The organism is Halovenus aranensis (assembly GCF_900100385.1).
In the GTDB taxonomy this organism is placed as follows: domain Archaea; phylum Halobacteriota; class Halobacteria; order Halobacteriales; family Haloarculaceae; genus Halovenus; species Halovenus aranensis.
In genome coordinates, this window is the sequence record NZ_FNFC01000003.1 from 173125 (window position 1) to 195612 (window position 22488).

General features: G+C 63.1%; 25 protein-coding genes. 4 read left to right on the forward strand and 21 right to left on the reverse strand.

Annotated elements, in window-relative coordinates; genetic code table 11:
- Window positions 1-45: 45 nt before the first annotated feature.
- Window positions 46-756, reverse strand: coding sequence for a DUF502 domain-containing protein (locus BLR34_RS04375; RefSeq protein ID WP_092699823.1), 711 nt, complete (start codon window positions 754-756; stop codon window positions 46-48).
- A gap of 66 nt (window positions 757-822) precedes the next feature.
- Window positions 823-2295, reverse strand: coding sequence for a sulfatase-like hydrolase/transferase (locus BLR34_RS04380; RefSeq protein ID WP_176765235.1), 1473 nt, complete (start codon window positions 2293-2295; stop codon window positions 823-825).
- A 123-nt stretch (window positions 2296-2418) separates the two neighbouring features.
- On the opposite strand from BLR34_RS04380, the gene BLR34_RS04385 reads away from it, so the two are divergent.
- Window positions 2419-3774 (forward strand): PQQ-dependent sugar dehydrogenase, encoded by a 1356-nt coding sequence (locus tag BLR34_RS04385; RefSeq protein WP_092699999.1) that lies wholly within the window; start codon window positions 2419-2421, stop codon window positions 3772-3774.
- A 2-nt stretch (window positions 3775-3776) separates the two neighbouring features.
- Here the strand turns inward: BLR34_RS04385 and BLR34_RS04390 are convergent, their stop codons facing one another.
- Both BLR34_RS04390 and BLR34_RS04395 read right to left on the reverse strand, forming a co-directional pair.
- A complete protein-coding gene (locus tag BLR34_RS04390) occupies window positions 3777-4220 on the reverse strand; it encodes a hypothetical protein (RefSeq protein WP_092699826.1) in 444 nt (147 codons plus the stop codon).
- A gap of 72 nt (window positions 4221-4292) precedes the next feature.
- On the reverse strand, window positions 4293-5267 hold the full coding sequence (locus BLR34_RS04395) for an aldo/keto reductase (RefSeq protein ID WP_092699828.1): 975 nt from the start codon (window positions 5265-5267) through the stop codon (window positions 4293-4295).
- Window positions 5268-5354: 87 nt separating this feature from the next.
- On the opposite strand from BLR34_RS04395, the gene BLR34_RS04400 reads away from it, so the two are divergent.
- Complete coding sequence (locus BLR34_RS04400; protein WP_092699830.1) at window positions 5355-5552, forward strand: DUF5800 family protein; 198 nt, start codon at window positions 5355-5357, stop codon at window positions 5550-5552.
- Window positions 5553-5555: 3 nt separating this feature from the next.
- On the opposite strand, the gene BLR34_RS04405 is transcribed toward BLR34_RS04400, so the two are convergent.
- Window positions 5556-6233, reverse strand: coding sequence for a cytochrome c biogenesis CcdA family protein (locus BLR34_RS04405; protein WP_176765236.1), 678 nt, complete (start codon window positions 6231-6233; stop codon window positions 5556-5558).
- Entirely contained in the window at window positions 6230-6799 is a 570-nt protein-coding gene (locus BLR34_RS04410) for a TlpA family protein disulfide reductase (RefSeq protein ID WP_092699834.1), read from the reverse strand. Before BLR34_RS04410 ends, BLR34_RS04405 begins: the two co-directional genes overlap by 4 nt.
- A gap of 140 nt (window positions 6800-6939) precedes the next feature.
- On the opposite strand from BLR34_RS04410, the gene mutS reads away from it, so the two are divergent.
- The gene (gene mutS / locus BLR34_RS04415) at window positions 6940-9606 is read left to right on the forward strand and encodes a DNA mismatch repair protein MutS (protein WP_092699836.1); all 2667 of its coding nucleotides are present in this window, start codon (window positions 6940-6942) and stop codon (window positions 9604-9606) included.
- 2 nt (window positions 9607-9608) lie between these two features.
- Here mutS and BLR34_RS04420 read toward each other — a convergent pair whose 3' ends face one another.
- From BLR34_RS04420 to BLR34_RS04450, 7 genes are all read right to left on the reverse strand, one after another.
- Window positions 9609-10037, reverse strand: a complete 429-nt coding sequence (locus tag BLR34_RS04420; RefSeq protein ID WP_092699838.1) for a DUF5796 family protein — start codon at window positions 10035-10037, stop codon at window positions 9609-9611.
- 57 nt (window positions 10038-10094) lie between these two features.
- Window positions 10095-10394: a hypothetical protein gene (locus BLR34_RS04425; protein ID WP_092699840.1), complete on the reverse strand. Its 300-nt coding sequence runs from the start codon at window positions 10392-10394 to the stop codon at window positions 10095-10097.
- A 21-nt stretch (window positions 10395-10415) separates the two neighbouring features.
- A complete protein-coding gene (gene queC / locus BLR34_RS04430) occupies window positions 10416-11120 on the reverse strand; it encodes a 7-cyano-7-deazaguanine synthase QueC (RefSeq protein ID WP_092699842.1) in 705 nt (234 codons plus the stop codon).
- Entirely contained in the window at window positions 11117-11842 is a 726-nt protein-coding gene (locus tag BLR34_RS04435; RefSeq protein WP_092699844.1) for a ribosome assembly factor SBDS, read from the reverse strand. The genes queC and BLR34_RS04435 overlap by 4 nt, the downstream gene beginning before the upstream one ends.
- A 150-nt stretch (window positions 11843-11992) precedes the next feature.
- Window positions 11993-12757 carry an archaeal proteasome endopeptidase complex subunit alpha gene (gene psmA, locus BLR34_RS04440; protein ID WP_092699846.1) on the reverse strand — a complete coding sequence of 255 codons (765 nt, stop codon included), beginning with the start codon at window positions 12755-12757 and terminating at the stop codon, window positions 11993-11995.
- Window positions 12758-12759: 2 nt separating this feature from the next.
- A complete protein-coding gene (locus BLR34_RS04445; protein WP_092699848.1) occupies window positions 12760-13239 on the reverse strand; it encodes an Rpp14/Pop5 family protein in 480 nt (159 codons plus the stop codon).
- A gap of 1 nt (window position 13240) precedes the next feature.
- On the reverse strand, window positions 13241-13852 hold the full coding sequence (locus BLR34_RS04450) for a class I SAM-dependent methyltransferase (protein WP_092699850.1): 612 nt from the start codon (window positions 13850-13852) through the stop codon (window positions 13241-13243).
- A gap of 115 nt (window positions 13853-13967) precedes the next feature.
- On the opposite strand from BLR34_RS04450, the gene BLR34_RS04455 reads away from it, so the two are divergent.
- A complete protein-coding gene (locus tag BLR34_RS04455) occupies window positions 13968-14858 on the forward strand; it encodes a hypothetical protein (protein WP_092699852.1) in 891 nt (296 codons plus the stop codon).
- Window positions 14859-15005: 147 nt separating this feature from the next.
- On the opposite strand, the gene BLR34_RS04460 is transcribed toward BLR34_RS04455, so the two are convergent.
- The 8 genes from BLR34_RS04460 to nadA all read right to left on the reverse strand — a co-directional run bounded on the left by BLR34_RS04460 (window position 15006) and on the right by nadA (window position 22401).
- Window positions 15006-16091 (reverse strand): glutamate--cysteine ligase, encoded by a 1086-nt coding sequence (locus BLR34_RS04460; protein ID WP_092699854.1) that lies wholly within the window; start codon window positions 16089-16091, stop codon window positions 15006-15008.
- A 103-nt stretch (window positions 16092-16194) separates the two neighbouring features.
- The gene (locus BLR34_RS04465) at window positions 16195-16890 is read right to left on the reverse strand and encodes an RNase P subunit p30 family protein (RefSeq protein ID WP_092699856.1); all 696 of its coding nucleotides are present in this window, start codon (window positions 16888-16890) and stop codon (window positions 16195-16197) included.
- Window position 16891: 1 nt separating this feature from the next.
- The gene (locus tag BLR34_RS04470) at window positions 16892-17323 is read right to left on the reverse strand and encodes an RNA-binding protein (protein ID WP_092699858.1); all 432 of its coding nucleotides are present in this window, start codon (window positions 17321-17323) and stop codon (window positions 16892-16894) included.
- A 6-nt stretch (window positions 17324-17329) separates the two neighbouring features.
- Window positions 17330-17518 carry a DUF1918 domain-containing protein gene (locus tag BLR34_RS04475; RefSeq protein WP_092699860.1) on the reverse strand — a complete coding sequence of 63 codons (189 nt, stop codon included), beginning with the start codon at window positions 17516-17518 and terminating at the stop codon, window positions 17330-17332.
- 237 nt (window positions 17519-17755) lie between these two features.
- Window positions 17756-18889: a citrate/2-methylcitrate synthase gene (locus BLR34_RS04480; RefSeq protein ID WP_092699862.1), complete on the reverse strand. Its 1134-nt coding sequence runs from the start codon at window positions 18887-18889 to the stop codon at window positions 17756-17758.
- 73 nt (window positions 18890-18962) lie between these two features.
- Window positions 18963-19772 carry a carboxylating nicotinate-nucleotide diphosphorylase gene (gene nadC, locus BLR34_RS04485; RefSeq protein WP_092699864.1) on the reverse strand — a complete coding sequence of 270 codons (810 nt, stop codon included), beginning with the start codon at window positions 19770-19772 and terminating at the stop codon, window positions 18963-18965.
- A gap of 2 nt (window positions 19773-19774) precedes the next feature.
- Window positions 19775-21286, reverse strand: a complete 1512-nt coding sequence (locus BLR34_RS04490; protein WP_092699866.1) for an L-aspartate oxidase — start codon at window positions 21284-21286, stop codon at window positions 19775-19777.
- Window positions 21283-22401 carry a quinolinate synthase NadA gene (gene nadA, locus BLR34_RS04495; RefSeq protein ID WP_176765239.1) on the reverse strand — a complete coding sequence of 373 codons (1119 nt, stop codon included), beginning with the start codon at window positions 22399-22401 and terminating at the stop codon, window positions 21283-21285. The genes BLR34_RS04490 and nadA overlap by 4 nt, the downstream gene beginning before the upstream one ends.
- Between the last annotated feature and the right edge of the window lie 87 nt (window positions 22402-22488).

Here is a 22488-nt window from a genome sequence, read left to right on the forward strand (position 1 = left end):
CTGCTCTCGGTGTCGATACCAATAACGGTGGCTGTTTGCCGGTGCTCAGCTCCTGTCGTCCATCTCGCTCTCGTCTGGCGCGCGCTGTTCGAGGGATTGGACCGCCGCTTCCGGCGACATGTCGACGGCAGCCGGCACCGGCCCCGAGCGCTCGGAGCCAGCGCCGGTCGTCATCAGGAGGCCCATCCCCTGCCGAACCGAGAGGTCGACCTCGTGAATCTCGTCTTCCGGAACGAGTACGAGTCGGCCGCTCGCGGGGTTCGGGCTGCTTGGCAAAAAGACGTTGTACACCGTCGCCCCAGCGACCTCGCTGACTTCGTTCGGACTCTCGCTCGTTATAAGGCCGATTGTGTAGACATTCTTCCGTGGGAACTCGACGAGCACGAGACTGTCGTAGGAGGTCTCGGCGCTGGAAAATGACTTCGAAATCTGACGGACGGTGGTGTAGACCGTGCGAAAAATCGGGATGAGCGTCACCGACCGCCCGAGACTCCCGAACAGGCGCTGGCCGGTCTTCTTCTGGGCGAGGAAGCCAAGCGCCGTGATGATGAACACGATGAGCAACGCGGCAATCACACGGGCGACTACCTCGACGTTTGCCGTATACGAGGCCAGACTCGTCCCCTGGACAACGGGGTCGATAACTTGGAAGGCGAAGCCGCTCAACAACTGCAAGACATACAGCGTGATAACAAGCGGTGTGACGAGAACAATTCCGGCGATGAAGCTGTCCCGGATGCCGCTCCTGAGTGACATACGGGGAACCACCGAAGCGGGCTTAGATAAAGATATTTATAATTTTGTTGCCACGATACCAGCGCGTCAGCGGATGTAGCCCAGGTCTTCGAGTTGCTCTTCGAGATTCTCGTCGATTTCAGTGCGCTGTTCGGTCAGCACGTCGCTATCTGTCAGACTGTCGTACGCGGTGGCGACTCTGTCGTGTTCCTCGGTCGAGACGACCGTCGCCTCGCCGGGGGCGTCGATGTCGACTGTCACGAAGTGGTCGTCTTTCTGTGCGTACTTGCGAACGGTGCCATCGTCGTCCTCGTAGACCGCCCGCCACGGACCGACGTAGGTCTCGATGTCGTCGATAGAGCTGTATTTCGGAATCTTCGCCTCGGGAAGTCGGAACGTCGAGGTGAGGACGGTATCGCGCTCAGTCAGCGGGTCGTCTGTCGCCGCATCAGCGGCTGCAGTCCGAAGCAGGGCAGGCGTGTCAGTTAGTGACACTACTGAGTCCACCACGCGGCCGTCGTCTTGCTCTGGGTAGTTGACGACGAAAGGGACGTGAGTCAACACTTCGTGGACGCTCCACTTGTGGTCTTGAACCCGAACGCCGTCGACGAGGCGACTGTGCTCGCCGAAGGCCTCGCCGTGGTCGCTCGTTATCACAACCAGCGTATCGTCGAGCAGGCCTCGGGACTCCATCTGGTCGATGAGGTCTTCGAGGATAGCATCGGCCTGCAGTATCGTTCCGTCGTACAGCGCTTCGAGCGCCTCGAGCCGGTCCCAGCCGGTGCCGTTGAGCGTCTCCCAGACGCTCGGTTTGTCCTCGCGCTGGATGCGCCAGTTCTCCTCGTCTGCCCACGCGTCGAACTCGGCTTTGGGCTCGTACGGCGAGTGGGTGTCCATCAGGTTGAGACAGGCCGCCCAGGGGCCGTCACGGTCGGCCTCCCAGTCGAGAAAGGCGTCAGTGAAGGCCTTACCATACAGCGTCTTGTAGCCCGAATCCGGCCCCTGGCTGTCGTCGGTGTCGCCGGTGAGCCGGCCAGCCTGCCTTGTGACGCCGCCGTAGAGGCGTCCTAACGGACCAGTCGGCAGCGAGTCAAGCCGGCCTGTCAGTCGAGATACTGCGTCGTACCACCTGAAATACACGCGTTCGAGCGCCGAGCCATCGATTTTGTTCTCCAGTCGCTCGGCCAACGGATACGCCGGTTCGTGTTTGTATTCGAAGGCCGCGCCGAGATTCGACGCGTTCGAGACGATGCGGTTGTTCGTAAACAGGCCCGTCTCGTAGCCGTACTCGGTCTGTAGCTCGCGCCAGATGGTCCGGTCGACATCTATCTGTGCGGTGTGTTCGAAGGCCTCGTGTTCTTCGACGTGGGCCCCAGTGAACATGCTCACGTGACTCGCGATGCTGTGAATACCTGGGGCTCTGGCCTGGGTGTACACCGTCGACCGGTCTGCGAACGCGGAGAGAAACGGCGTCGTCTCCCGGTCGTAGCCGTGTAGACTCGTGTTTTCGGCCCGAACGGAATCGAGGATGACGAGCAGGACGTTGTTCCGTTCGCTCACGCCAGAATCATCGCTACCGGCCCTGATAAACGCACGGATTCGCCGAACACGAGAGTCAATGGAGTGTCGAAACGTTATTTGGGCTTCTGTCCCGAGTATCGGCTTGATGGAAGGGTCCGATACATGAAGCGACGGCAGTTTCTCAGCCTCGGCGCAGGCGCGGGCATGGCAGGGCTGGCTGGGTGTACGCTCGGGACCGGCACAGACAGCGCCCGGAAGAAGGGGCCGACGGTCGCCCTCGAAGACGTCGTCACGGGCGTGACGTTCCCGACGGGAATGGTATTTCTCCCCGACGACAATCGGCTGGTTGTCGAGCGCACCGGGCAAGTTCTCCGCCACACAGATTCCGGGCTCGCGGAGAAACCGTTCGTCGACGTGAGCGACCGGATGGCCGAAATCGAGGGCGAGCGCGGCCTCGTCGGTATCGCGCTCCACCCCGAGTTCGCGGAGAACCGGCGGTTGTTCCTCCGATACAGCGGTCAGCTCCCCGACTCGATGTCGGCCGACGAGTACTCGCATATTGGCGTCGTCTCCGAGTTTCGGGCCAACGAGGAGCTGACCGGCGTCGTCGAGGGCTCCGAGCGCCGAATACTCGAAGTGCCTGAACCCGGGCCGATGCACAACGCAGGCGCACTCACGTTCGGCCCAGACGGCTACCTCTATGCCGCCTTTGGCGACGGCCAGCGGACGAGCTTCGAAGAGGGGAAATCCTGGTGGTACGACCAGGGACAGGCCGCACAGAACATCACCGACAATCTGCTTGGAGGGATTCTCCGTCTGGACGTGGACAACACAGAGGGAGACAAAGAGTATGCTATCCCCGAGGACAATCCGCTTGTCGGCGAGAAAGGCCGTGACGAGTACTACGCCTGGGGCTTTCGCAACCCGTATAAAATATCCATCGACGAGGGTCGACTGTTCGTCGGCGATGTCGGCGAACACACGCGTGAGTCAGTGTATCTCGCCGAGAAAGGGGCAAACCACGGCTGGCCCATCAAAGAGGGGTCCTCGTGTGCCCCATCGACCTCGATTGGGCATTCGATAGCCGACAACCCGCTCAACGTCTTCAACCCAAAGACCTGGCAGGCACTGACCAACCGCGTCTCGCCGGTCAAGGCGTGTGCGACGCCGAAACACGCAAAAGGCGAGATACGCGACCCAATTGTCGAGTACCAGCGGTCGGGCTCGCGGGCGGTCACCGGCGGCTACGTCTACCGCGGCGGGCGTATCTCGGAGCTACAGGGACAGTACGTCTTCGGCGACTACATGCAGCCGGCTCCACTGTTTGCAGTCGACCCCAGCCACGACGGCAGCAAGCCGTATCCCGTACAGGAACTCGTCGTCGAGGGGACCGACAGCGGCCGGCTGAACAGCAATGTCCTCTCGTTTGCCCGTGACCCCGACGGCGAGGTCTACGTGCTGACGACGAACTTCGAGCGAGGGAGTGGACTCGTCCGGCGGATTGTCCCGGCGAACTGACCTTACCCGCGCAGTCGCGGCCCGAGGACTGTCGCGCCGACGACGTTACCAACTCCACAGACGAGACTCCAGAAAACAACCGCACCGACGACCAACAGTGGGCTCTCGACTGCTGTGAGCACCGGCCCACCGAAGGCAGCCAGTGCGAGAACGAAGACGACAATCGGCGTTGTGCTGGCAGCGAGTGCCGGCGCGGCAGCCAGCCCGTCCCTGACGCCAGTCCAGAGACCAACGACAAACAGCGGGACGACGTACATCACGACGAGTGCGATGACCTGTGTCACGACACTGTCGACGATGAGCCCGTCCCGAACGAACAACACACCTGCGACGGCGCCGAAACAGACTGCCATCGCGACTATCGTTGCGAGGGCCGGCAGCGCGCCAAACCGCAGCAGATACTCCCTGTCGGTCTCTATCCCGGGTCGGTGCCAGCGCTCGAACATGCCGAGATGGTTTGGGAGTTGCGCACTTTACTCTGCCGTCTCGGACAACAGACTATCAACCGAGCGACCGGTTCACTCGTGGCCACTCACCGGGACGGGCTCATACGGAGCCTCAAGCCACTCGATGTCGCTGTCCGACAGCGAGATGTCGAGCGCGGCGACGGCCTCTTCGAGGTGTTCGATGCTGGTCGTCCCGACGATTGGCGCGTCGACCCACTCCTTGTGCAGCAGCCACGACAGCGCAATCTGTGCCATCGTCGCGTCTTTCTCGTCGGCGAGTTCCTGGACGCGCTCGTTGACTTCGCGGCCGTTCCCCTCGAAGTAGGGGTGTTCTCTGGCGTAGGAATCTGACTGTCCGCGCGTCGTCGCGTCGAACGCCTCGTGTGGCCGCGTCAGATACCCGCGAGCGAGCGGGCTCCAGGGGATGACGCCAACTGTCTCCTTCTGACACAGCGGGAGCATCTCGCGTTCTTCCTCCCGATAGAGGAGGTTGTAGTGATTTTGCATCGTCGCGAATCGCTCCAGGTCGAACTGGTCGCTCGTGTGCAGTGCCACAGCAAACTGGTGTGCCCACATCGAACTCGTCCCGACAGAGCGGGCCTGTCCCCGACGGACGGCGTCGTCGAGCGCGCGCAGCGTCTCCTCGATTGGCGTCTGCTCGTCCCATCGGTGGGTCTGATAGAGGTCGACGGTCTCCATGTCGAGCCTGTCGAGGCTCGCGTCGAGTTCCTGCTCGATTGCTTTCCGGGAGAGTCCACCGGAGTGTAGATTGTCGTCGTCCATCTGGAAGTAGCATTTCGTCGCGACGACGGCTTTCTCGCGGTGACCCGCAAGTGCCTCCCCGAGCACCCGCTCTGACTCGCCGTTCGAGTACATGTTGGCGGTATCGAAGAAGTTGATGCCGAGGTCGAGTGCCCGTTCGATGATGGGATAGCTCTCCTCCGGGTCGAGCACCCAGTCGCGCCACTCTGAGGTGCCAAAGCTCATACAGCCCAGGCAGATGCGGCTGACTTCCATGCCCGTCCCGCCGAGTGTCGTGTACTCCATGGCCGACTACTCGACCGCAACGCCCCAAAAAGTTGCCCGTGACTGCTCATCTACAGACTTTTATTTACAGTTGGCTAACACAGGGATATGACTGCTCTCTCGTTCGACGAGGACGGCGTCGACGTTGTCTATCAGGGGACGGACTTCCGACTGGAGAAAGCGCTCATCGAGGACGCCATCCAGAAAGAGTACCCCGACGTGACCGACCACGAGGTACTCCAGATTATCGAGGAAGACCCCTCGCTCTCGGGTGAACCCAGACGAGTCGGTGACATCCTGCAGTGAGTATCAGCCGGCACCTGGCACCACTTCGAAGACGGCCCAGAGATAGTAGCCTGAAACAGCCAGTAAGACCGCACCAGTCGCGCGGTTCACCTGACTGCTGTACCGGGCGAGTGTCGTCGTCACCTGCTGGCTGAACGGCTGTGAAAGCAGCGCAAAGGCCAACAGCGGCGCGCCGATGCCCAGGCCAAAGGAGAGAAATCCGAGCATGCTCTCGGCGTGTGTGTCGTACAGGACCGGCGTCCGGGCGAAAAACAGCGCAATCGTCGCCGGATTGCAGGGGATGACGATTGCACCGAAAAAGAACCCGTAGCTGAACGCCGAGGCGGTCGGATACCGGGATTGGGGCGGGTCGATGACGGGCAGTCGTGAGAATCGCTTCGGGTCGACCACCAACACGGCCCCGACCAACGCGAGCAGGCCGAACGCGAGCGGAGAGACATCCTCGACAACCGTGTTGACAGACTCCGCCAACACGAAGGTGAAGACGACGCCGACGGCAGCCATGAAGGTGAGGACACCAGCTACCACGAGCAATCCGAGGACGGCAACAGAGCGATTCCCCTCGTCGCCGGTGCTGGCGAGATACGCGATAAAGGCCGGATAGAGCGGAATCACACAGGCGGCAGTCAGCGGCGTCGCGACACCGAGCGCGAAGTGTTCGACCAGTCCCGAGAGCGTCATCGACAGTTCTCGTCCAGCGCGGACTCGATTTCGCTCGCCGAGACGCCCTTGTCGAGTTCGGTCGTCGAGCCGTCGGGACAGATCAGGATGACCGGCGACTGCGGCGCAACGGCGACCCGCTGGCCGAACTGGTCGACGAGGCCGCGAGTCATCTCTGCGGGGGCGACGGCAAACCGCCAGCCGAAGCCGTTCTCCTCGGCGTGACTCCGCAGGTCGTCGGGGTCGTCGTTCTCATCGATAGTGACATCGACGAACGTCACCTCGTCGCCGTTTCTGTCGTAGGCGTCGGCGAGCGAGCCCTGCTGTCGTCGACAGGTCGAACACCACGTCGCGAACGTGTGTAAGACGACGGGCTGGTCGACTTCCGCAATCGAGAACTCCTCGTCTGTCGTCGCGTCGGTCAGCGTCACTGACTGCCACTCTGCTGGCGTGTCACTCCCGTCACCGCCGTTCGTGTCTGCACCGTCGCTATCGCTGCCGTCGCTGCCGCCACCGATACAGCCGGCCAGCGCGGCGGTTGCACCCGCGGCCAGCAGAACGCGTCGCCGAGTCCGTTTCTCAGTCATTGGTCTCAGTTAGACCGGCATCTCTAAACCAGCGGTGGGGCTGTGTATCACCGATGCACAGGCGATAGCCTGTGCCAGAGGGCCGCCGCCCGGAGCACCGACCCGTGACGTTTTAATCGGAGACGCACACAGGGTGGGACATGACTACAGCCGGTGGCATCGTCGGCGAGTTTTTCGATTTGAAGCGCGAGACAGACGCCGACCTGCTGGCGATGCAGTGCGGTGACTTCTACGAGTTCTTCGACGAGGATGCCGAGACCGTCGCTTCTGAGTTGGACTTGAAAGTCTCACAGAAGTCCTCACACGGGTCCTCGTACCCGATGGCTGGCGTTCCGGTCGACGACCTCACGCCGTATCTGACTGCACTCGTCGAGCGCGGGTATCGCGTCGCCGTCGCAGACCAGTACGAGACAGACGACGGCCATGCCCGCGAGATTACGCGCGTCGTGACGCCCGGAACACTCATCGAGACGAGCGATGCCGACGCGCAGTATCTCGGTGCAATCGTCACTGACGACGAGGACTACGGCGTCGCCTTCGCCGACGTGACGACCGGCCAGTTTCACGTGACACAGTGTGAGGGTGACGGCGCAACCGACGAACTTCTGACGGAACTGTACCGGTTTGACCCGGTCGAACTCCTGCCCGGTCCGACGCTTCGCACCGACGACGGCCTGCTCGCAGACCTCCGCGAGCGGACAGACGCGACGCTCACGCTCCATGCGACCGACGCGTTTGCCCCCGGCCGGGCACGCCACCGCGTCCGTGACCACTTCGGCGAGGAGACACTCGACAGCGTCGGCGTCGTCGACGACGAACTCGGAGTCCAGGCCGCCGGCGCAGTCCTGTCCTACGTCGAGGACAGCGGCGCGGGCGTGCTGGCGTCGGTGACCCGATTGCAGGCACACGGCGCTGGCGACCACGTCGAACTCGACGCGACGACACAGCGTAATCTCGAACTGACAGAGACGATGCAGGGTGACCGAGACGGGAGCTTGCTCGATACCATCGACCACACCGTGACGAGCGCAGGCCGGCGCTTGCTCGCGGAGTGGCTGCGTCGGCCCCGGCAGTCCCGTGGTGAGTTGCGACACCGGCAATCTGCCGTCGCGGCACTTGCTGAAGCGGCGATGGCCCGTGAGCAGATACAGGAGATACTCGACGGCGCGTACGACCTAGAGCGGCTGGCCTCGCGGGCGGCCTCTGGCAGTGCGAACGCCAGGGACGTGCGTGCCGCCGCCGAGACGCTGGCATTGTTGCCGGAACTGGTCGCTGTCGTCGAGGAGACCGATCGACTCGCCGACTCCGCGCTCCCGGAGGCGCTCTCGCGGCCAGACCGCGAGGCTGCCCGGGCGCTCGCCGAGGAACTCGACGCCGCTATCGTCGAGGACCCGCCCGGGACTATCACGCAGGGCGGTATCATCAGCGAGGGGTACGACGATGAACTCGACGACATCGTCACACGCCACGAGGAGGCACTATCTTGGATAGAGACACTTCCCGACCGTGAGAAGCGCAAACACGACATCACGCATCTCTCGGTCGACCGCAACAAGACAGACGGCTACTACATCCAGGTGGGGAACAGCGAAGTCGAGAACGTCCCCCCCGAGTACGAGCAGATAAAGTCCCTCAAAAACAGCGAGCGGTTCACCATTCCAGAACTCAACGAGCGCGAGCGAGAGATTCTCCGGCTGGAGGAACAGCGCCACGGCCTCGAACGCGACCTGTTCGAGGAGTTGCGCGACCGCGTCGCCCGGCGCGCCGAGACACTCCAGGCTGTCGGTCGTGCGCTCGCGGAGGTCGACGTGTTCACCAGCCTGGCGACACACGCCGTCCGGAACCACTGGAGTCGGCCCGAACTGTACGACGACAACAGACTCGACATCGAGAGCGGTCGCCATCCCGTAGTCGAACAGACGACCGAGTTCGTCCCCAACGACGTACGGATGGACGACGACCGTCGCTTTCTCGTCGTCACCGGACCCAATATGAGCGGGAAATCGACCTACATGCGCCAGGCCGCCCTCATCACTTTGCTGGCACAGGTCGGGAGCTTCGTGCCGGCCCGGCGCGCCGAAATCGGGCTGGTCGACGGCATCTACACCCGAGTCGGGGCGCTCGACGAGCTCGCACAGGGGCGCTCGACGTTCATGGTCGAGATGCAAGAGCTGTCGAACATTCTCCACTCCGCGACCGAAGACTCGCTGGTCATCCTCGACGAGGTGGGCCGTGGCACCGCAACATACGACGGTATCTCTATCGCCTGGGCGGCGACCGAATACCTCCACAACACTGTTCGGGCGAAAACACTGTTTGCGACGCATTACCACGAACTAACCTCTCTCTCGGAGCATCTCAGCCGCGTCGAAAACGTCCACGTCGCAGTCGACGGCGAGCCAAGTGGTGACTCAGAGGACGTGACGTTCCTTCGGACCGTCAGGGACGGTCCGACCGACCGGAGTTACGGCGTCCACGTCGCGGACCTCGCTGGGGTGCCTGAGCCGGTCGTCGACCGCTCGCGGGAGGTACTCGCGAAACTCCGAGATGAGAAAGCCATCGAAGCCAGAGGCGGAGACACCGAACCGGTCCAGACGGTGTTCGACCTGGAATCGGGCCAGTTCCGTCAGGAGGGCGACGACGGCCGACACGAAGCCAACACCCATGACGAGCCCGCGGAGCCAACCGTCAGCGAAACCGAAAAGCAGGTCCTCGATGCCGTTCGGGAACTCGACGTGACCGAGACGCCACCAATCGAAGCCGTCCAACAGCTCAAAGAGTGGCAGCGTGAACTCGACGGGAGCTAGCGTCAGGGGTCGGCCGTCAGTTCGTAGGCGTACTCTGCGAACTGGTCTTCCTCGAAGACGAACACGCGGCCGTCGACGAATTCCTCGTCGACGTCGATTTCGTACCGCAGGTCGTTTCGCGTCGCCTCGACGCCGGCGAACAGCGTCCGTGTCTCTCCCTTGTCGAGAATCACGCGACCGACGCCGGACGTTTCGAGGATGTCTCCCTCCGTCGTCCGCTCGTCGACGTAGAACAACACGCCGCTGGTCTCGGACTCGTCGGTCACGAGGACGTGGGTATCCTTTCCGGGTGCCGTCGTGTGTGGCGTCGGCTCGGGGTCGGGGACACCGTGATAGAACACTTCCCGGTCGTCGAGGTACTCGACGACGACGCCACCGTCGACCAGCCGAACCGGAAGCGTCGCCGGCGCAACCTCGGAAAACGTGGTCATACCACCGCCTAACGCGCTCGGAAATAAAACAACGTCCTTTCCACCGAGATGATACCCTCACTCGCCGGCAAGTTCCTCGTCAGTCGGGAAGAGGCTGTGTTTGACGAGCCAGTAGACGACGCCAGCACCGACGATGCCAGCACCAAAGGCGACCGGCTCCGGAAGGCCGGGAAACTGCTGGAGGCTGCCAACAGCGAGTGCAACGCCTGTGAGGGCCGCTGCGCCGACGCCGACGGCGTACTGCTGTTGTCTGAGTTCCTGTGACTGTGGAGTCACCGCCGGTGTCTCCGGTTGGTCGTCCCGTGGCTCCGTGTCCTCGGAAGTGTCCTCGGCGCTCTGTCCGTCGCCAGCACTCATTGCCGTTGGTATGCAACCGTGTCAGAAGTGCGTTTCGTCGCCGTCTGCGTACGACGGGCGCGTCTCGTAGGCAATCGGGTCGCGCTCGCCGAGGCGCTGGAACGCCTCCAGTCGGTACGCACAGGCCTCGCAGGTGCCACAGGCAGGTTTCTCACTCCGGTAACAGCACCAGGTCTGCTCAAATGGAACGCCGAGGTCCAGCCCGCGTCTGGCGATATCCGTCTTCGAATCGTCGGCGAAGGGCGCGACAATCTCGACCGTTGTCTCGGGTTTGGTCCCCCTGTCGACGGCCGACTGAAACGCCTCGAAGAAGGCCGGTCGGCAGTCCGGATAGCCCGAGAAGTCCTCCGAGTGTGCGCCGATAAAGACGGCCGCACAGCCGCGAGCCTCGGCGGCCGAGACGGCCATCGAGAGCAGGTTCGCGTTCCGAAATGGGACATACGAGTCTGGCACCTCGTCGCTGTCGCGGTCGGCGTCTTGGACTGCCACCTCGTCGTCGGTGAGACTCGAGGCCCCCAGGGTCGCGAGGTGGTCGGTCTCGACGTGGATGAACTCGGGAGCGTCGACTTCGTCGGCCAGCGACTTCGCGCAGTCGAACTCGCTGTCGGCGGTCTCCTGGCCGTAGGAGGTGTGCAGGAAATGCGGCTCGTAGCCGCGGTCGATGGCCTCGTAGACGGTGGTCGCGCTGTCCATCCCGCCCGACACCAGCACGACCGCACCCGTCATCGGGTCTTGATGTCGTCTTTATCCTCGATAATCTGTGTCTCGGCCTCGCCGCTGGAGACCTCGTTGACGAGGTCGTAGAACTCGTTTTGCAGGCCGGCCGGGAACTCGATGACGCCGACCCACGAGCCGTCGGCCTGCCACTCCTCGTCTTCGAGTTCGCCGAACTCTCTAACTTGTGCCTGCCCGCTGCCGGCGTACTCGGGCGGTAGCTGGGTGGCAACGGTGACCGTCTCGAAGCGAATCGGGATGACCGGCCGCAGTTTGTCGAGCGCCTCGTCGACCTGGTTCTCGACCCGCTCCATCGGGTCGACCCGGAAGTCTGTCTCCTCCAGTGCCGACTCGATGCGCTCTGGCGGATGGGGTGCGTTGTCCATCTGCGGGTTGACAGCGTTGCGTGCAATCTGGTTGATGAGGGCTTTGCGCTTTTGTTCTTGCATCTCGCGGCGCTGCTCGGCCGTTATCTGTATCTCGCCTTCTTTGATGACTTCCGGGATAATATCGAGTGGCTCGGTCGTGTCGAACACCTCTTCGAGCGCGTTCTCGGGTGGTCGGTCGCCGCTTGAGGCATCCTCGAAGACGTCCTCGGCCGCGATAACGTCTTCCAGGTCTTCTTCGAACTCGTCGCGCTTGATGTCGAGTGCTGCGTCGGGGTCGACCAGTACCTCGAACCGCTGGCCGTGTGATTCGAGTCGCGCCGTAACTGCGTCGTCGAGTGAAATCATGTTCGGATATTTTGGTGGGCTGTTTAAATGTGTTTGTGAACGACTCTCCCGGATGGCTGTGACTGACCGGCAATCGCCACGGGCCGGAAAGCAGTTCGAGGCAGCATCCGCTGGTCGATTCTGAGAGAAGACAAAGGCCGCGGGTCGGCGTTACTCTTCGGTGTCTTCGTCGTCGCTGTCGTCGCTCGCCAGCAGGTCGAACGATTCGAGATACTCCGTTTTCTCGTCTTCGGTGAGCTGGTGGAACGTTTCGGTCTCGGCGCCGATTGTTGCCATGCCGATTCCTTCGGGGGTAAGCTCGCCGTCGTTGACAGAGGCGAGTGCGTCGAGCGCGAGCTCGATACCGCCGTCGAGGTCGGCATCCTCGTCGTAGTGGTCTTCGAGGTACTCGCGGATGTCGCCACGGTCGGAGCCAACCGCCAGAGCCTTCCACTCGTAGGGAGTACCCGAGGGGTCGGTCTCGTAGAGCTTTGGCTCGCCGTCCGCGATGCCCGCGATGATGAGTGCAACACCGAACGGGCGTGCACCGCCGACCTGGGTGTACTGCTGGATGTAGTCGGTGACCTCCTTGGTCAGCGTCTCGACGGCAATCGGCTCGCCATAGCGCAGCTCGTTAATCTGGGTTCGGCGGCGAGCAAAGTCGATAAGCTGGCGGGCGTCGGCGACGTGGCCGGCGCTCGCGATGCCGATGTGGTCGTCGGCCTTGTGGATTTTCTCAACGCTGTCGCGTTCCATCAGCGGCGAGCGGATGCGTTTGTCCACCGCCAGCACGACACCGTCGTTCGTTCGGACGCCGATACTTGCTGTGCCGCGCTTGACCGCTTCTCGCGCGTACTCGACCTGATAGAGGCGACCGTCTGGGGAGAAGATGGTGATTCCCCTGTCGTACGCCTGCTGTTGGTTTTGACCCTGCATAGTTACTCGGTGTCGAGGTTCGTCGCGCCCACAGGACCGTCTTCGGTCTCGATATCGATACGCCCGTTTCGGACGACGACAGACCGTTCCGCTCCCTCGAACACGACGTGTCTCTGCTTCGGTTCTATCGGTCCGCGACCCATATACTTTTCCTCACAGGCTCGGACGGTCCCGCTGGTTCCACGCACATGGACCCCGACCTGACTCCCTTCGACGCTGTCGAGACAGGCCACGACCGCCCGCGCCCGGTCGACGCCGCCGCGACGAACCCGGACGACCGCTTCCCCGTCGCCGTCGGCATGCTCGAACCGCAACACCGACAGGTCGAGCGCTGCGCTGCCAGTATCCCCGAGCAAGTTCTGTGCGCTGTACCAGAGTGCCCGCTGGAACCCATCGCGCGTTACTGTCTCATTGGCCCACGTCTCGATGACGACCGCAAGATATCGCCACCGCGGCTGGAGGTGTTTCGGGAGGTGTTTCATCTCATGCGATTTCGTGACGCTGTGCGACCAAGACGCCGACCTGTTCGTGGACCTGTTCGACCGCGGTGAGAACGAAGCCGGCGTCGGTGAATGCGTCAGCCAGTACACCCACTGTCGCCGGGTCATCGACCTCGGGTGAGTAGAATGGCTCGTCGGGGTCTGGTGCACCGAAGAACATCACGTCGCCGAGGACCACCGTGTCTGCGCCGAGGTCGCACAGCAGCGCGATAGCGTCGCGTTTTTCGGCATCAGAGAGGTGATGCATCGCGAAGTTCGACGTGACGATATCGACATCCTCGGGAGCGTTCGGCTCGCGGAAGCGTCCCTCGCCGAACTGGACGTTATCGAGGCCGCGGTCGGCGGCCTTCATTCGTGCCTCCTCGAGCATCCCCTCGCTGATGTCACGGCCGACAACCTCGTCGGCATCTTCGGCCAGCGCGAGCGCGATGGCACCGGTTCCGGTCCCCAAATCGAGCACCACGTCGTCTGTGTCTGGGTCGGCGTGACCGACGACGAGCGAGACTGTCGCCTTGTACTCCTCGCTTTTGCTCGAATCGTACTCCGGGGCCTGCTTGTCGAACCGCTGGGCGTGTTCTTCGAGTGTCCGTTTCATAGCGGTCCGTTTGCTCCCCTCCCCAATCAAGGATGCGACTGCGGCGGGCCGGCTCGGCATATGGTACCACTGGGGATAGTTTGAATACAGTGCCAGGCAGAGGCTAGGACAGTCAATGGACGCACAAGACATCTCGGCTGGCGGTATCATGGGGGCGGGGTTCGTGCTGGTGGTGCTCCAGCTATTCCAAGGCGTACAACAGCTCGATGGCTTCCAGGGAACTGACCTCTATGTCGTTTTCACCTTCGAGACGGTCCCGTTCGTCGTCGTGAGTATGGCGCTGATGTACGTCGGCTCGTGGCTGCTCACGCGAGCAGACCTCGACGAGGAGTTGCCCCGCGTCGTCGCGTGGGGTGCCGGGAGCGTCGCGCTGTTTGGCTCTGTCGCCGCGTTGCTGGTGTTCAGCCTGCAGGTAACCCTCGCCGGAGATACGCTCGAACAGGCGCCTTATATCGTCGTCAACCTCGTCACCGTGGGAGCACTCGCCGGCGTGCTCGTCGGAATATACGACGCCCGCAGTCGCATTCGCCAGCGAGAGCTCCAACATGAACGCGACCGTGTCGAACTGTTCGCGAACAAGGCCGCCGACATCAACAACTACGGCCGGGCACTCAACCGCAGCGAGTCCGTCGAGGAGGTGAGTTCACTCTGTCTCGAAGCTATACAGACCTTCCTCGGCCTGACAGACCTCGCGTTTGCCGTCGTCAACGACGAGGTGCATTTCGTCGACGACACGACTGTCGGTCTCGAGCAGGAGACGCTCACTGACCTGATTCGAGCGTCCCGGGAACAGGAACAAGCAACCGCCGTCGTGCACGACGACGTGGCCGCGATGACGTTCAGGGTGACCGACAACGCCGACGGCACGTCCGTCATCGTCGCGCTGACCGAGGACGGCAGTGTCGGCGGCGAAGATGTACAGCTTCTGGAGATGCTGGTATCACACGCCGCGACTGCACTCGACCGGATTCACGAGAGGCAGATGCAGGCGAGCAACTCCCGCTGACCACTCGCTCGGCCGTTAGTTTTCACTATTGATAACTGGAACCTCCGATTGATATAATATCGAGCCTCCGAAAGGAAACATTGCTGCCCGCAGACGCGGGGGTGCGGGGGATGTGGCACCAACAGCAGCCAACACATCAGAAATTTATCACTGTTTCTCGGTAAGAAGTAGCGACTCGCAGAGTCCGTCGACACCCATCTCGGCTCGTATCTGGCGCTGTTGTTGTGCGCCGCTGCCGCGTTCGTACAGTGTCCACAGCGAGGGGACATCAAGTCGGTCGGCTTCTCGTTCGACGAGTTCTTCGAGTGGCACAGCCTCCTCGAAGCTGCGGTCGAGCAACGCGGCGTCGTGGCCGTGTCTGAGGGCTCGCCACTTGTTCTCGTCGAGCAGCTCCCGGCGATGGCGGCGGCCCGTTTCACCGTCCTCGTACCGTTCACACAGGTCGACGACAGCGGCGTGTGTGTACTCGACGAAAGCAGCGACGCGGTCGGGGTCGTGTTGGCCGTCGGGGACGCGAACCTCGACGGTCCCGTGGCCGGTGTGGGGCCGAACGTCGTACCACAACTCACCGCGGTCCGCGATAGAGTCCGTCCCGAGCATCGTCGTCTCGAACGCCTCGAACTCCGCGTAGGAGTCGAATGTCGTCGGCACCCCGGTGTTCGGGAGTCCCTCGAAGATGCGCGCACGGGCTGACTGGAGACCGGTGTCGAACCCGTTCCAGTACGGCGAGTTGACCGAGAGCGCGAGCATAAGCCCGAGATGCCACCGAATCTCGTTTGCAACCCAGACGGCCTTTTCGGGGTCGTCGACGCCGACGTGGACGTGGAGTCCTGCAGTTGTATTCCGGTGTTGGGTGTACTGGATGCGCTCAAGCTGTGACCGATAGCGTGGCTTCTCTGCGTGTTCGAGTTCGCGCCACCGCGCGAGCGGGTGCAGCCCCGCACCGGCAATCTGGAAGCCCTGTCGCTGTGCGTGGTCGACCAGCGCCTCGCGGACCGCACGTAGGCTCTCGTCGGCCTCGCTCACGCTCTCCAGCCGTGGTGTCTGTGTCTCGATGACACATTTGAATAGCTCGTGGTCCAGGCGACCATCGAGGAGGTCTGGCGGGTCGCTCTCGTAGACCAGCTCGTCGCTCCCGGCGGTCGGCCGTCCGGCCGCGTCGACGACGTAAAACTCCTCCTCGACACCGAGGGTCCCCATCCGGCTGAAGTTGTCGGCATCGCCGCGTTCCATCTGGTCGCGGATTGGATTCGGCGACGCTAAAGTATTCCCCTTGCGGGAGGGTGTGCGTGCCGTGTGCACGACCGAAGACTGCGACGCCGTCCCCCGGTTGGTGTCACTCGTCGTCGACGCGTCTGACTCCTCGCTGGACGAAGCTATCAGACTGTCGATGCCTGTTGCGCTCGACGAGGCGACCCCACTCTGTGAGTCCCTCACGAATTTGTTCGGGGGTGAAGCCAACGGTGTCGCCGACGGCCTGTAGCTCCCGCGGTGCCCGAAGCTGGAGGTGTGACCGGGCGTCGGCGCTGACGACGTAGGGCACGTCGTAGTACTCGACGATTTCCCGCAGCTTTCGCAGGTCGCTGAGTGTCTGGACGCGCGTCCCGCCCGCGTCCCGGAGGATGCCTCGAAGAGTGAACTCGACTCTGACACCGTGGTCGATAGCCTCCTGTGCGAGAACGTGGTTGAAGTCGCCGTCGCCGGCCATCGGATGTGCGAGCACGTCGACAGCGGACTGTTCGACCGCAAACCGGTTGAGCGTCGGCGTTCCGCCGTGAACGACGACCAGTGTGGTGTCCTCGCGGTGTGAGCCGATGTACCCGCTCGCCGTACTTGGGTCGTCAGCGCGAATCTCGACGCCAGTCACCACGTCGATATCGTACTGGTCGGCGACGGCGTCGGGGTCGTACGACGCCGGCTCGGAGCCGTGGTTGCGGACCACGAGTCCCTCGAACCCGTACTCGCTGGCCGTCAGGGCGTATCGCGCGACCGTGCTGTCGCCGTCCGGGTGGGCGTGGACTGCCTCGTACATATCACAGGGACTCGAGCATCGACGCCACGTTGTCGATGGCGTGTTCCTTTTTCGCCGGGTAGGCTTCGACCTTCGCGCGGAACGTGATGCCGTCACCGCGCTCGACAGCGCCGTTAAACGCCGCCTGTTTTGAGAGAGTCAGGAAAAACTCCGTGTTCTCGGTCACGCGCTCGTCGAGTTCGTCTTCGACCTGCGCGAACTCCTCCTCAGGGAGGTCTTCGAGCGATTCGAGAACAGCCCGCATCTCGTCTGCGTTCTCGACACGCGCCGAAAGAATGAGAATTCGGTCGCCGTGATGGCCCGTCGAGTCGGCACGCGTTATCTCGAACTCCTCTGGAAGGAACAGCCGGAGCGCGTCTTCGACCCGTTGGTCGTCCTCCGTGGCATAGCAGAACGTCCGGAGGTCGATGTAGTGAAACGGGACCGAAGACATACTACGTCAGTCCTCGTCTTCGGCGACTTCGAGCGAGTCGGCAGGGACGCCGTGTTCCTTGCCGTCCTCGAAGGAGACGGTGTAGTTCTCGTCGCCGAACATCGTCTCGGAAATCTGTGTGATTTCGCCGACTTCGCCGTCGTAGTCGCTGTGCTGGTCCTCGAGTACAACCGTATCGCCTTTCTCGAAGCTCATGTCCCCGGATTATCCGTGCCGGAATAAAAAGTGACTGATACGGACCGCCAGGAACACGGCAACGGGCGCGGCTCCGGCGCCTCGGTATGACACTCTGTTCGGGGACCGCTTCTTATACGCCGAACAGGCGCAATACCACGGCCTTCAGGCCGTGGATACGCGCCGTCAATTAGTGAACTCCCCTTCCCAACTCGCCGCCTTCGTCGGCACCCTGAGTCAGGGACTTCCCGCTTGGAACTACCGTTCCGCTCGCGGCGTCCACGTCCGGTCGTGTGTCCCGGCATATCGGCCCCGCGGCCGGATGATACGGTTGTCGGCGAGCTGTTCGAGGGCGTGAGCCATCCAGCCGCCGACGCGTGCAGCAGCGAAGGTAGTTGTGAACAGGTCGCGGGGAATTCCGACGCCGTTGAGCAACGCAGCAGTGTAGTACTCGACGTTGGTTTCGAGCGAGAGGTCCGGCCGTTCTTGTGCGAGCACGTCGGCCGCTGTGCGCTCGAAGGTGGTGACTGTCTCGAAAAACGCCGAGTCGCCTGCCTCGTCGTAGAACTGCTCGGCGGCTGTCGAGAGTACCGCCGCACGCGGGTCCCGAACGTCGTAGACGCGGTGGCCAAAGCCCATCAGCCGCTCGCCGGCCTCCAGTGTGTCTCTGACGTAGGACTCGGGTTCGCCGCTCTCGTGGACCTCCTGCAGCATGTCCAGAACCGGGCCGGGTGCGCCGCCGTGGAGTGGACCCTTGAGCGTCCCGACAGCCGCGGTCGCCGCCGAAATCACGTCTGACTCCGTCGAGACGACGACCCGCGCGGTGAACGTCGAGGCGTTCAGTCCGTGGTCGACGACTGTGTTCAGATACGTTTCGAGCCCGCGGACCGACGCCGCGTCCGGCTCGTCGTCGTTCAGCATGTAGAGATAGTTCGCCGCATGACCCAGTCCGGGGTCGGGGTCGACCGGTTCGGCTCCCTGTCGGTACCGCCAGTATGTCGCGACAATCGTCGGGACGACCGCAATGGCGCGTTTTGCCTTCTGCTCGGGGGCAGTCGCGTCATCTCCGAGCGTCGCCGCGCCGAGGCCCATCCGGAGAGCGTCCATCGGTGGCTCCTCCTCTGTGACAGCCCGTTCGAGCAACGCCCGCGTCTCGTCGGTTATGCCGCGACGCGTCGCGAGTTCGTCCCGGAACGACTCGTATTCCGCCTCTGTCGGGAGCCGGTCGTTCAATAGCAAAAACAGGGTTTCCTCGTACGTTGCGTTCGTGGCGAGTTCGCCGACGGGAAAGCCCGCGATGAACAACTCGCCGTTTGCGCCGTCGATGTCGCTGAGGTCCGTCTCTGTGACGGTGACGCCTTCGAGACCGCGATGAATCTGTTGGCTGTCCATGACCTGCCGTACCTCTCTTATTCATTTAACACCTTTCATCGACAGAGAACGACAGTAACCCGCCGACACACGGTCAGCCCGTGCGAAAGGAAAAGTCGAGCGTCGAAGCCGAATGTGTCAGCGACCCCATCGAGATGACATCGACACCTGTGTCGGCGTAGGCGGGCACATCGTCGATGGTGATGCCGCCACTCGCCTCCGCGAGGGTGTCCGTCGGGAGCGACGCGACGCCGCGCTCGACGGCCGCAGGCGAGAGGTTGTCGAACAGCACGATATCCGCTCCGGCCGCAGCCGCGCGCTCGCCGTCTTCGGGCCGTTCGACCTCGACTTCTATCTTGGTCGCAAACGAGACGCGCTCGGCGAAGTGCTCGATTGCCCCGTCGAGACCCATCTCCGCGACGTGGTTGTCTTTGACCATCACCATATGCGAGAGGTCCAGCCGGTGGCTGTCGCCGCCGCCGGCGACGACGGCTCGTTTCTCGACGCCCCGGAGTCCCGGTGTTGTCTTGCGCGTGCCGGCAATCTCGACGCTATCAGAGACCTCACGGGCGGCATCGACAGCCTGGCGTGTCCGGGTTGCGATGCCCGAGGCGTGGCCGGCGATATTGACCGCGACGCGTTCGGCCCTAAGCACGTCTGTCGCTGCCCCCTCGACTGTTAGCACGGTCTCGCCGGCGTCGATGTGGTCCCCGTCTGAGACAAGGGGGTCGACAGCCACGTCGAGATACTCGAAGACGCCGGCCGCAGCGTCCAGGCCCGCCACGACGCCGGATTCGTTAGCGACTAGTCGGCCGGTCGTCTCGCCGGGCACTTCGTTGGTTACGTCGTGATGGCCCAAGTCTTCGCGGAGCCACCGTTCGATTTGTATGTCCGTGACCGGCATGGTTACTGCTCAGTCGCTGGCTCCGGCGTCTGTGCCTCGCTGTTCGCCTCAGTGAGGTAGTGACACCCCACAGACTGCTCGTTTTCTGCCGCCGCACGGGCGATCAACAGCGCGACCACCGATGCCGACCGAAGCTCGTACAGCGACCGCGAGGTTCGGGTCCGAACGTAGGCGTCAACCTCTCCCTTGAGCCGGCGCAATACGCTCTGTGCGCGCTTCAGGCCGTCTGTGGACCGCTCGATGCCCACCTGCTCGTTCATAACGCGCTGAAGACGGCCGAACTTCTGGCGGGCAAAATTCGACGGCAGGTCGGGGTCTCGCTCCAGTAGCTCCGGGGGCTCGATGCGGTCGATGTCGCTTCCAGCGGCGTCCTCACCCGCACGCAGTCCCCAGACGAGTCCTTCGAGCAGTGAGGTGCTCGCCAGGCGGTTCGCACCGTGGACGCCCGTGCAGGAACACTCCCCGACGGCATAGAGGTCCGAAAGGCTGGCCCGCCCGTACTCGTCGACGTCGACGCCGCCACAGAGGAAGTGCTCTGCCGGCGAAACCGGGATTCCCTCCGTCCAGTCGATACCGTTCTCGTCGCATTTGACCGCGAGCTCCGGGAAATGTCCCGCGAAATCGAACGTCGAGACGTCGAGGTAGACCTCGCCCGTCTCCTCTCGTTCTGACTTGACCGCCCGGGCGACCACGTCCCGCGGCGCGAGTTCGGCGTCCTCGTGGTACTCGGGCATAAACCGCGTCCCGTCGGCGTTACGCAGGAGGCCGCCCTCTCCCCGGACCGCCTCGCTGACGAGGAAGGTTCCCTCGTCGGTAGTACAGGCCGTCGGGTGGAACTGGACGAACTCCATGTTGGCGACATCGGCACCCGCGAGTGCAGCCATCGCCACGCCGTCGCCGGTCGCGCTCTCTGGGTTCGTGGAGTTGGGGTACAGCGCACCGATGCCGCCGGTGGCGAGCACAGTCGACCCGGCAAAGGTCGGTGCCCAGTCGCCGTCCTGTTCGAGTAGTGCGCCGTAGACCTGCCCCTCGTGGCGCAACAGCTCCAAGGCGGCGGTGTCTTCGAGAATTTCCACGTCCGTCTCGTCGGCGACGTAGTTAAGGAAGGGGACGTGGATGTGTTTGCCGGTCTCGGCGTTGACGTGGAGTATGCGAGGCTCCTCGTGGGCGGCCTCCCGGCCGTAATCGAACTCTTCGCCCTCGGTATCGAACTCGATACCGACCGTCTCGACGAGGACCTCGCGCACCGCCTCGGCGGCGTCCTCAACGAGTACGTCGACGGCGGCCTCGTCGGCGGTCCCGCTGGAGGCGTCGATGATGTCCTGTTTGAACTGGTCGGGGTCGTCACGGGTGACTGCGATACCGCCCTGTGCCCACCAGGTCGATGCCTCTTCCGGTCGCTCGGCTTTCGTCGCCAGCGTCACGTCCGCTCCCGCCCGGTCCGCGGCGAAGGCGGCCGCGAGACCGGCGATACCGGCACCGACGACGAGTACGTCTGTCTCGCGCTCGTTCATATTTCGAGCATCCTATCGAGTGCGACCTGCGCGAGTTCTTTCTCACCAGGCGCGACCTCGATGACGTTGCGCTCGCGGCCCTCGATGAGCTCTTCGAGCACCCACGTCATGTAGTTGGGGTCGATCTGGCGCATGGCGTTGCAGTCCATGCAGGCGTCCCCACACAGCGGCAACACGTTCACCTCGGGGTGCCACCGCGAGAGGTGGTTGGTCAGGTGAATCTCGGTGCCGATGGCCCAGGTTTCTCCGGGGTCGGCGTTTTCGACGGTTTCACAGATAGTCGAGGTGCTTCCGACCACGTCTGCGGCCTCGACGACTTCGCGACGGCACTCGGGGTGGACGACCACGTTCGCCTCGGGGTTATCGGCCCGAATCTGCTCGATGTGGTCTTCGCGGAACCGCTCGTGAACCTGGCAGTATCCTTCCCAGAGGATGATGTCGTTCTCGACGGCCTCGGCGGCGTCGCTCTCGGGGTCCCAGGGGTCCCACTCGGCAGTCTCGTTTTCCATCCCCAACCGGTGGGCAGTGTTCTCGCCGAGATGTTTGTCGGGCAAGAAAAGCACCTTGTCGCCGCGCTCGAAGGCCCACTCGAAGGCCCGATGCGCGTTCGAGGAGGTACAGACCAAGCCGCCCTGTTCGGCACAGAACGCCTTCAGGTCGGCATACGAGTTCATGTACGTGATTGGGATGATGTCCTCGTCGGTCATCGACGTGAGTTCAGCCCAGGCAGTGTCGACCTGGAGCGCCTCTGCCATGCCCGCCATCGGACACGACGCCTCCATACTCGGGAGGATGACCGTCTGGTCGTCGTCGGTGATGATGTCGGCGGACTCGGCCATGAACGTCACGCCGCCGAAGATGACGTACTCGGCGTCGGCCTCGGCGGCCGCCTTGCTCAGCTGGTATGAGTCGCCGACGAAGTCCGCGTGTTCGACGATTTCCCGGCGCTGGTAGTTGTGGCCGAGGATGAGAACGTCGTCACCCAACTCGTCGAGCGCCGCCTCGATGCGTCGCTCGCGCTGGTCTTCGTCGAGGTCGCGGTAGGCCGGCGGCAGTTGTTCTAGATTGTCGTACTTGAACAGACTGAGGTCAGTCTCGAAAGCCGCAGTTTCCATTTCTGGCACACGTGGTCACCCAGTAGTAACTAGAGTCTATGGATCGGACTTTTGAAAAGATTTTGTATTCAATGGCCCCGTCCGGTG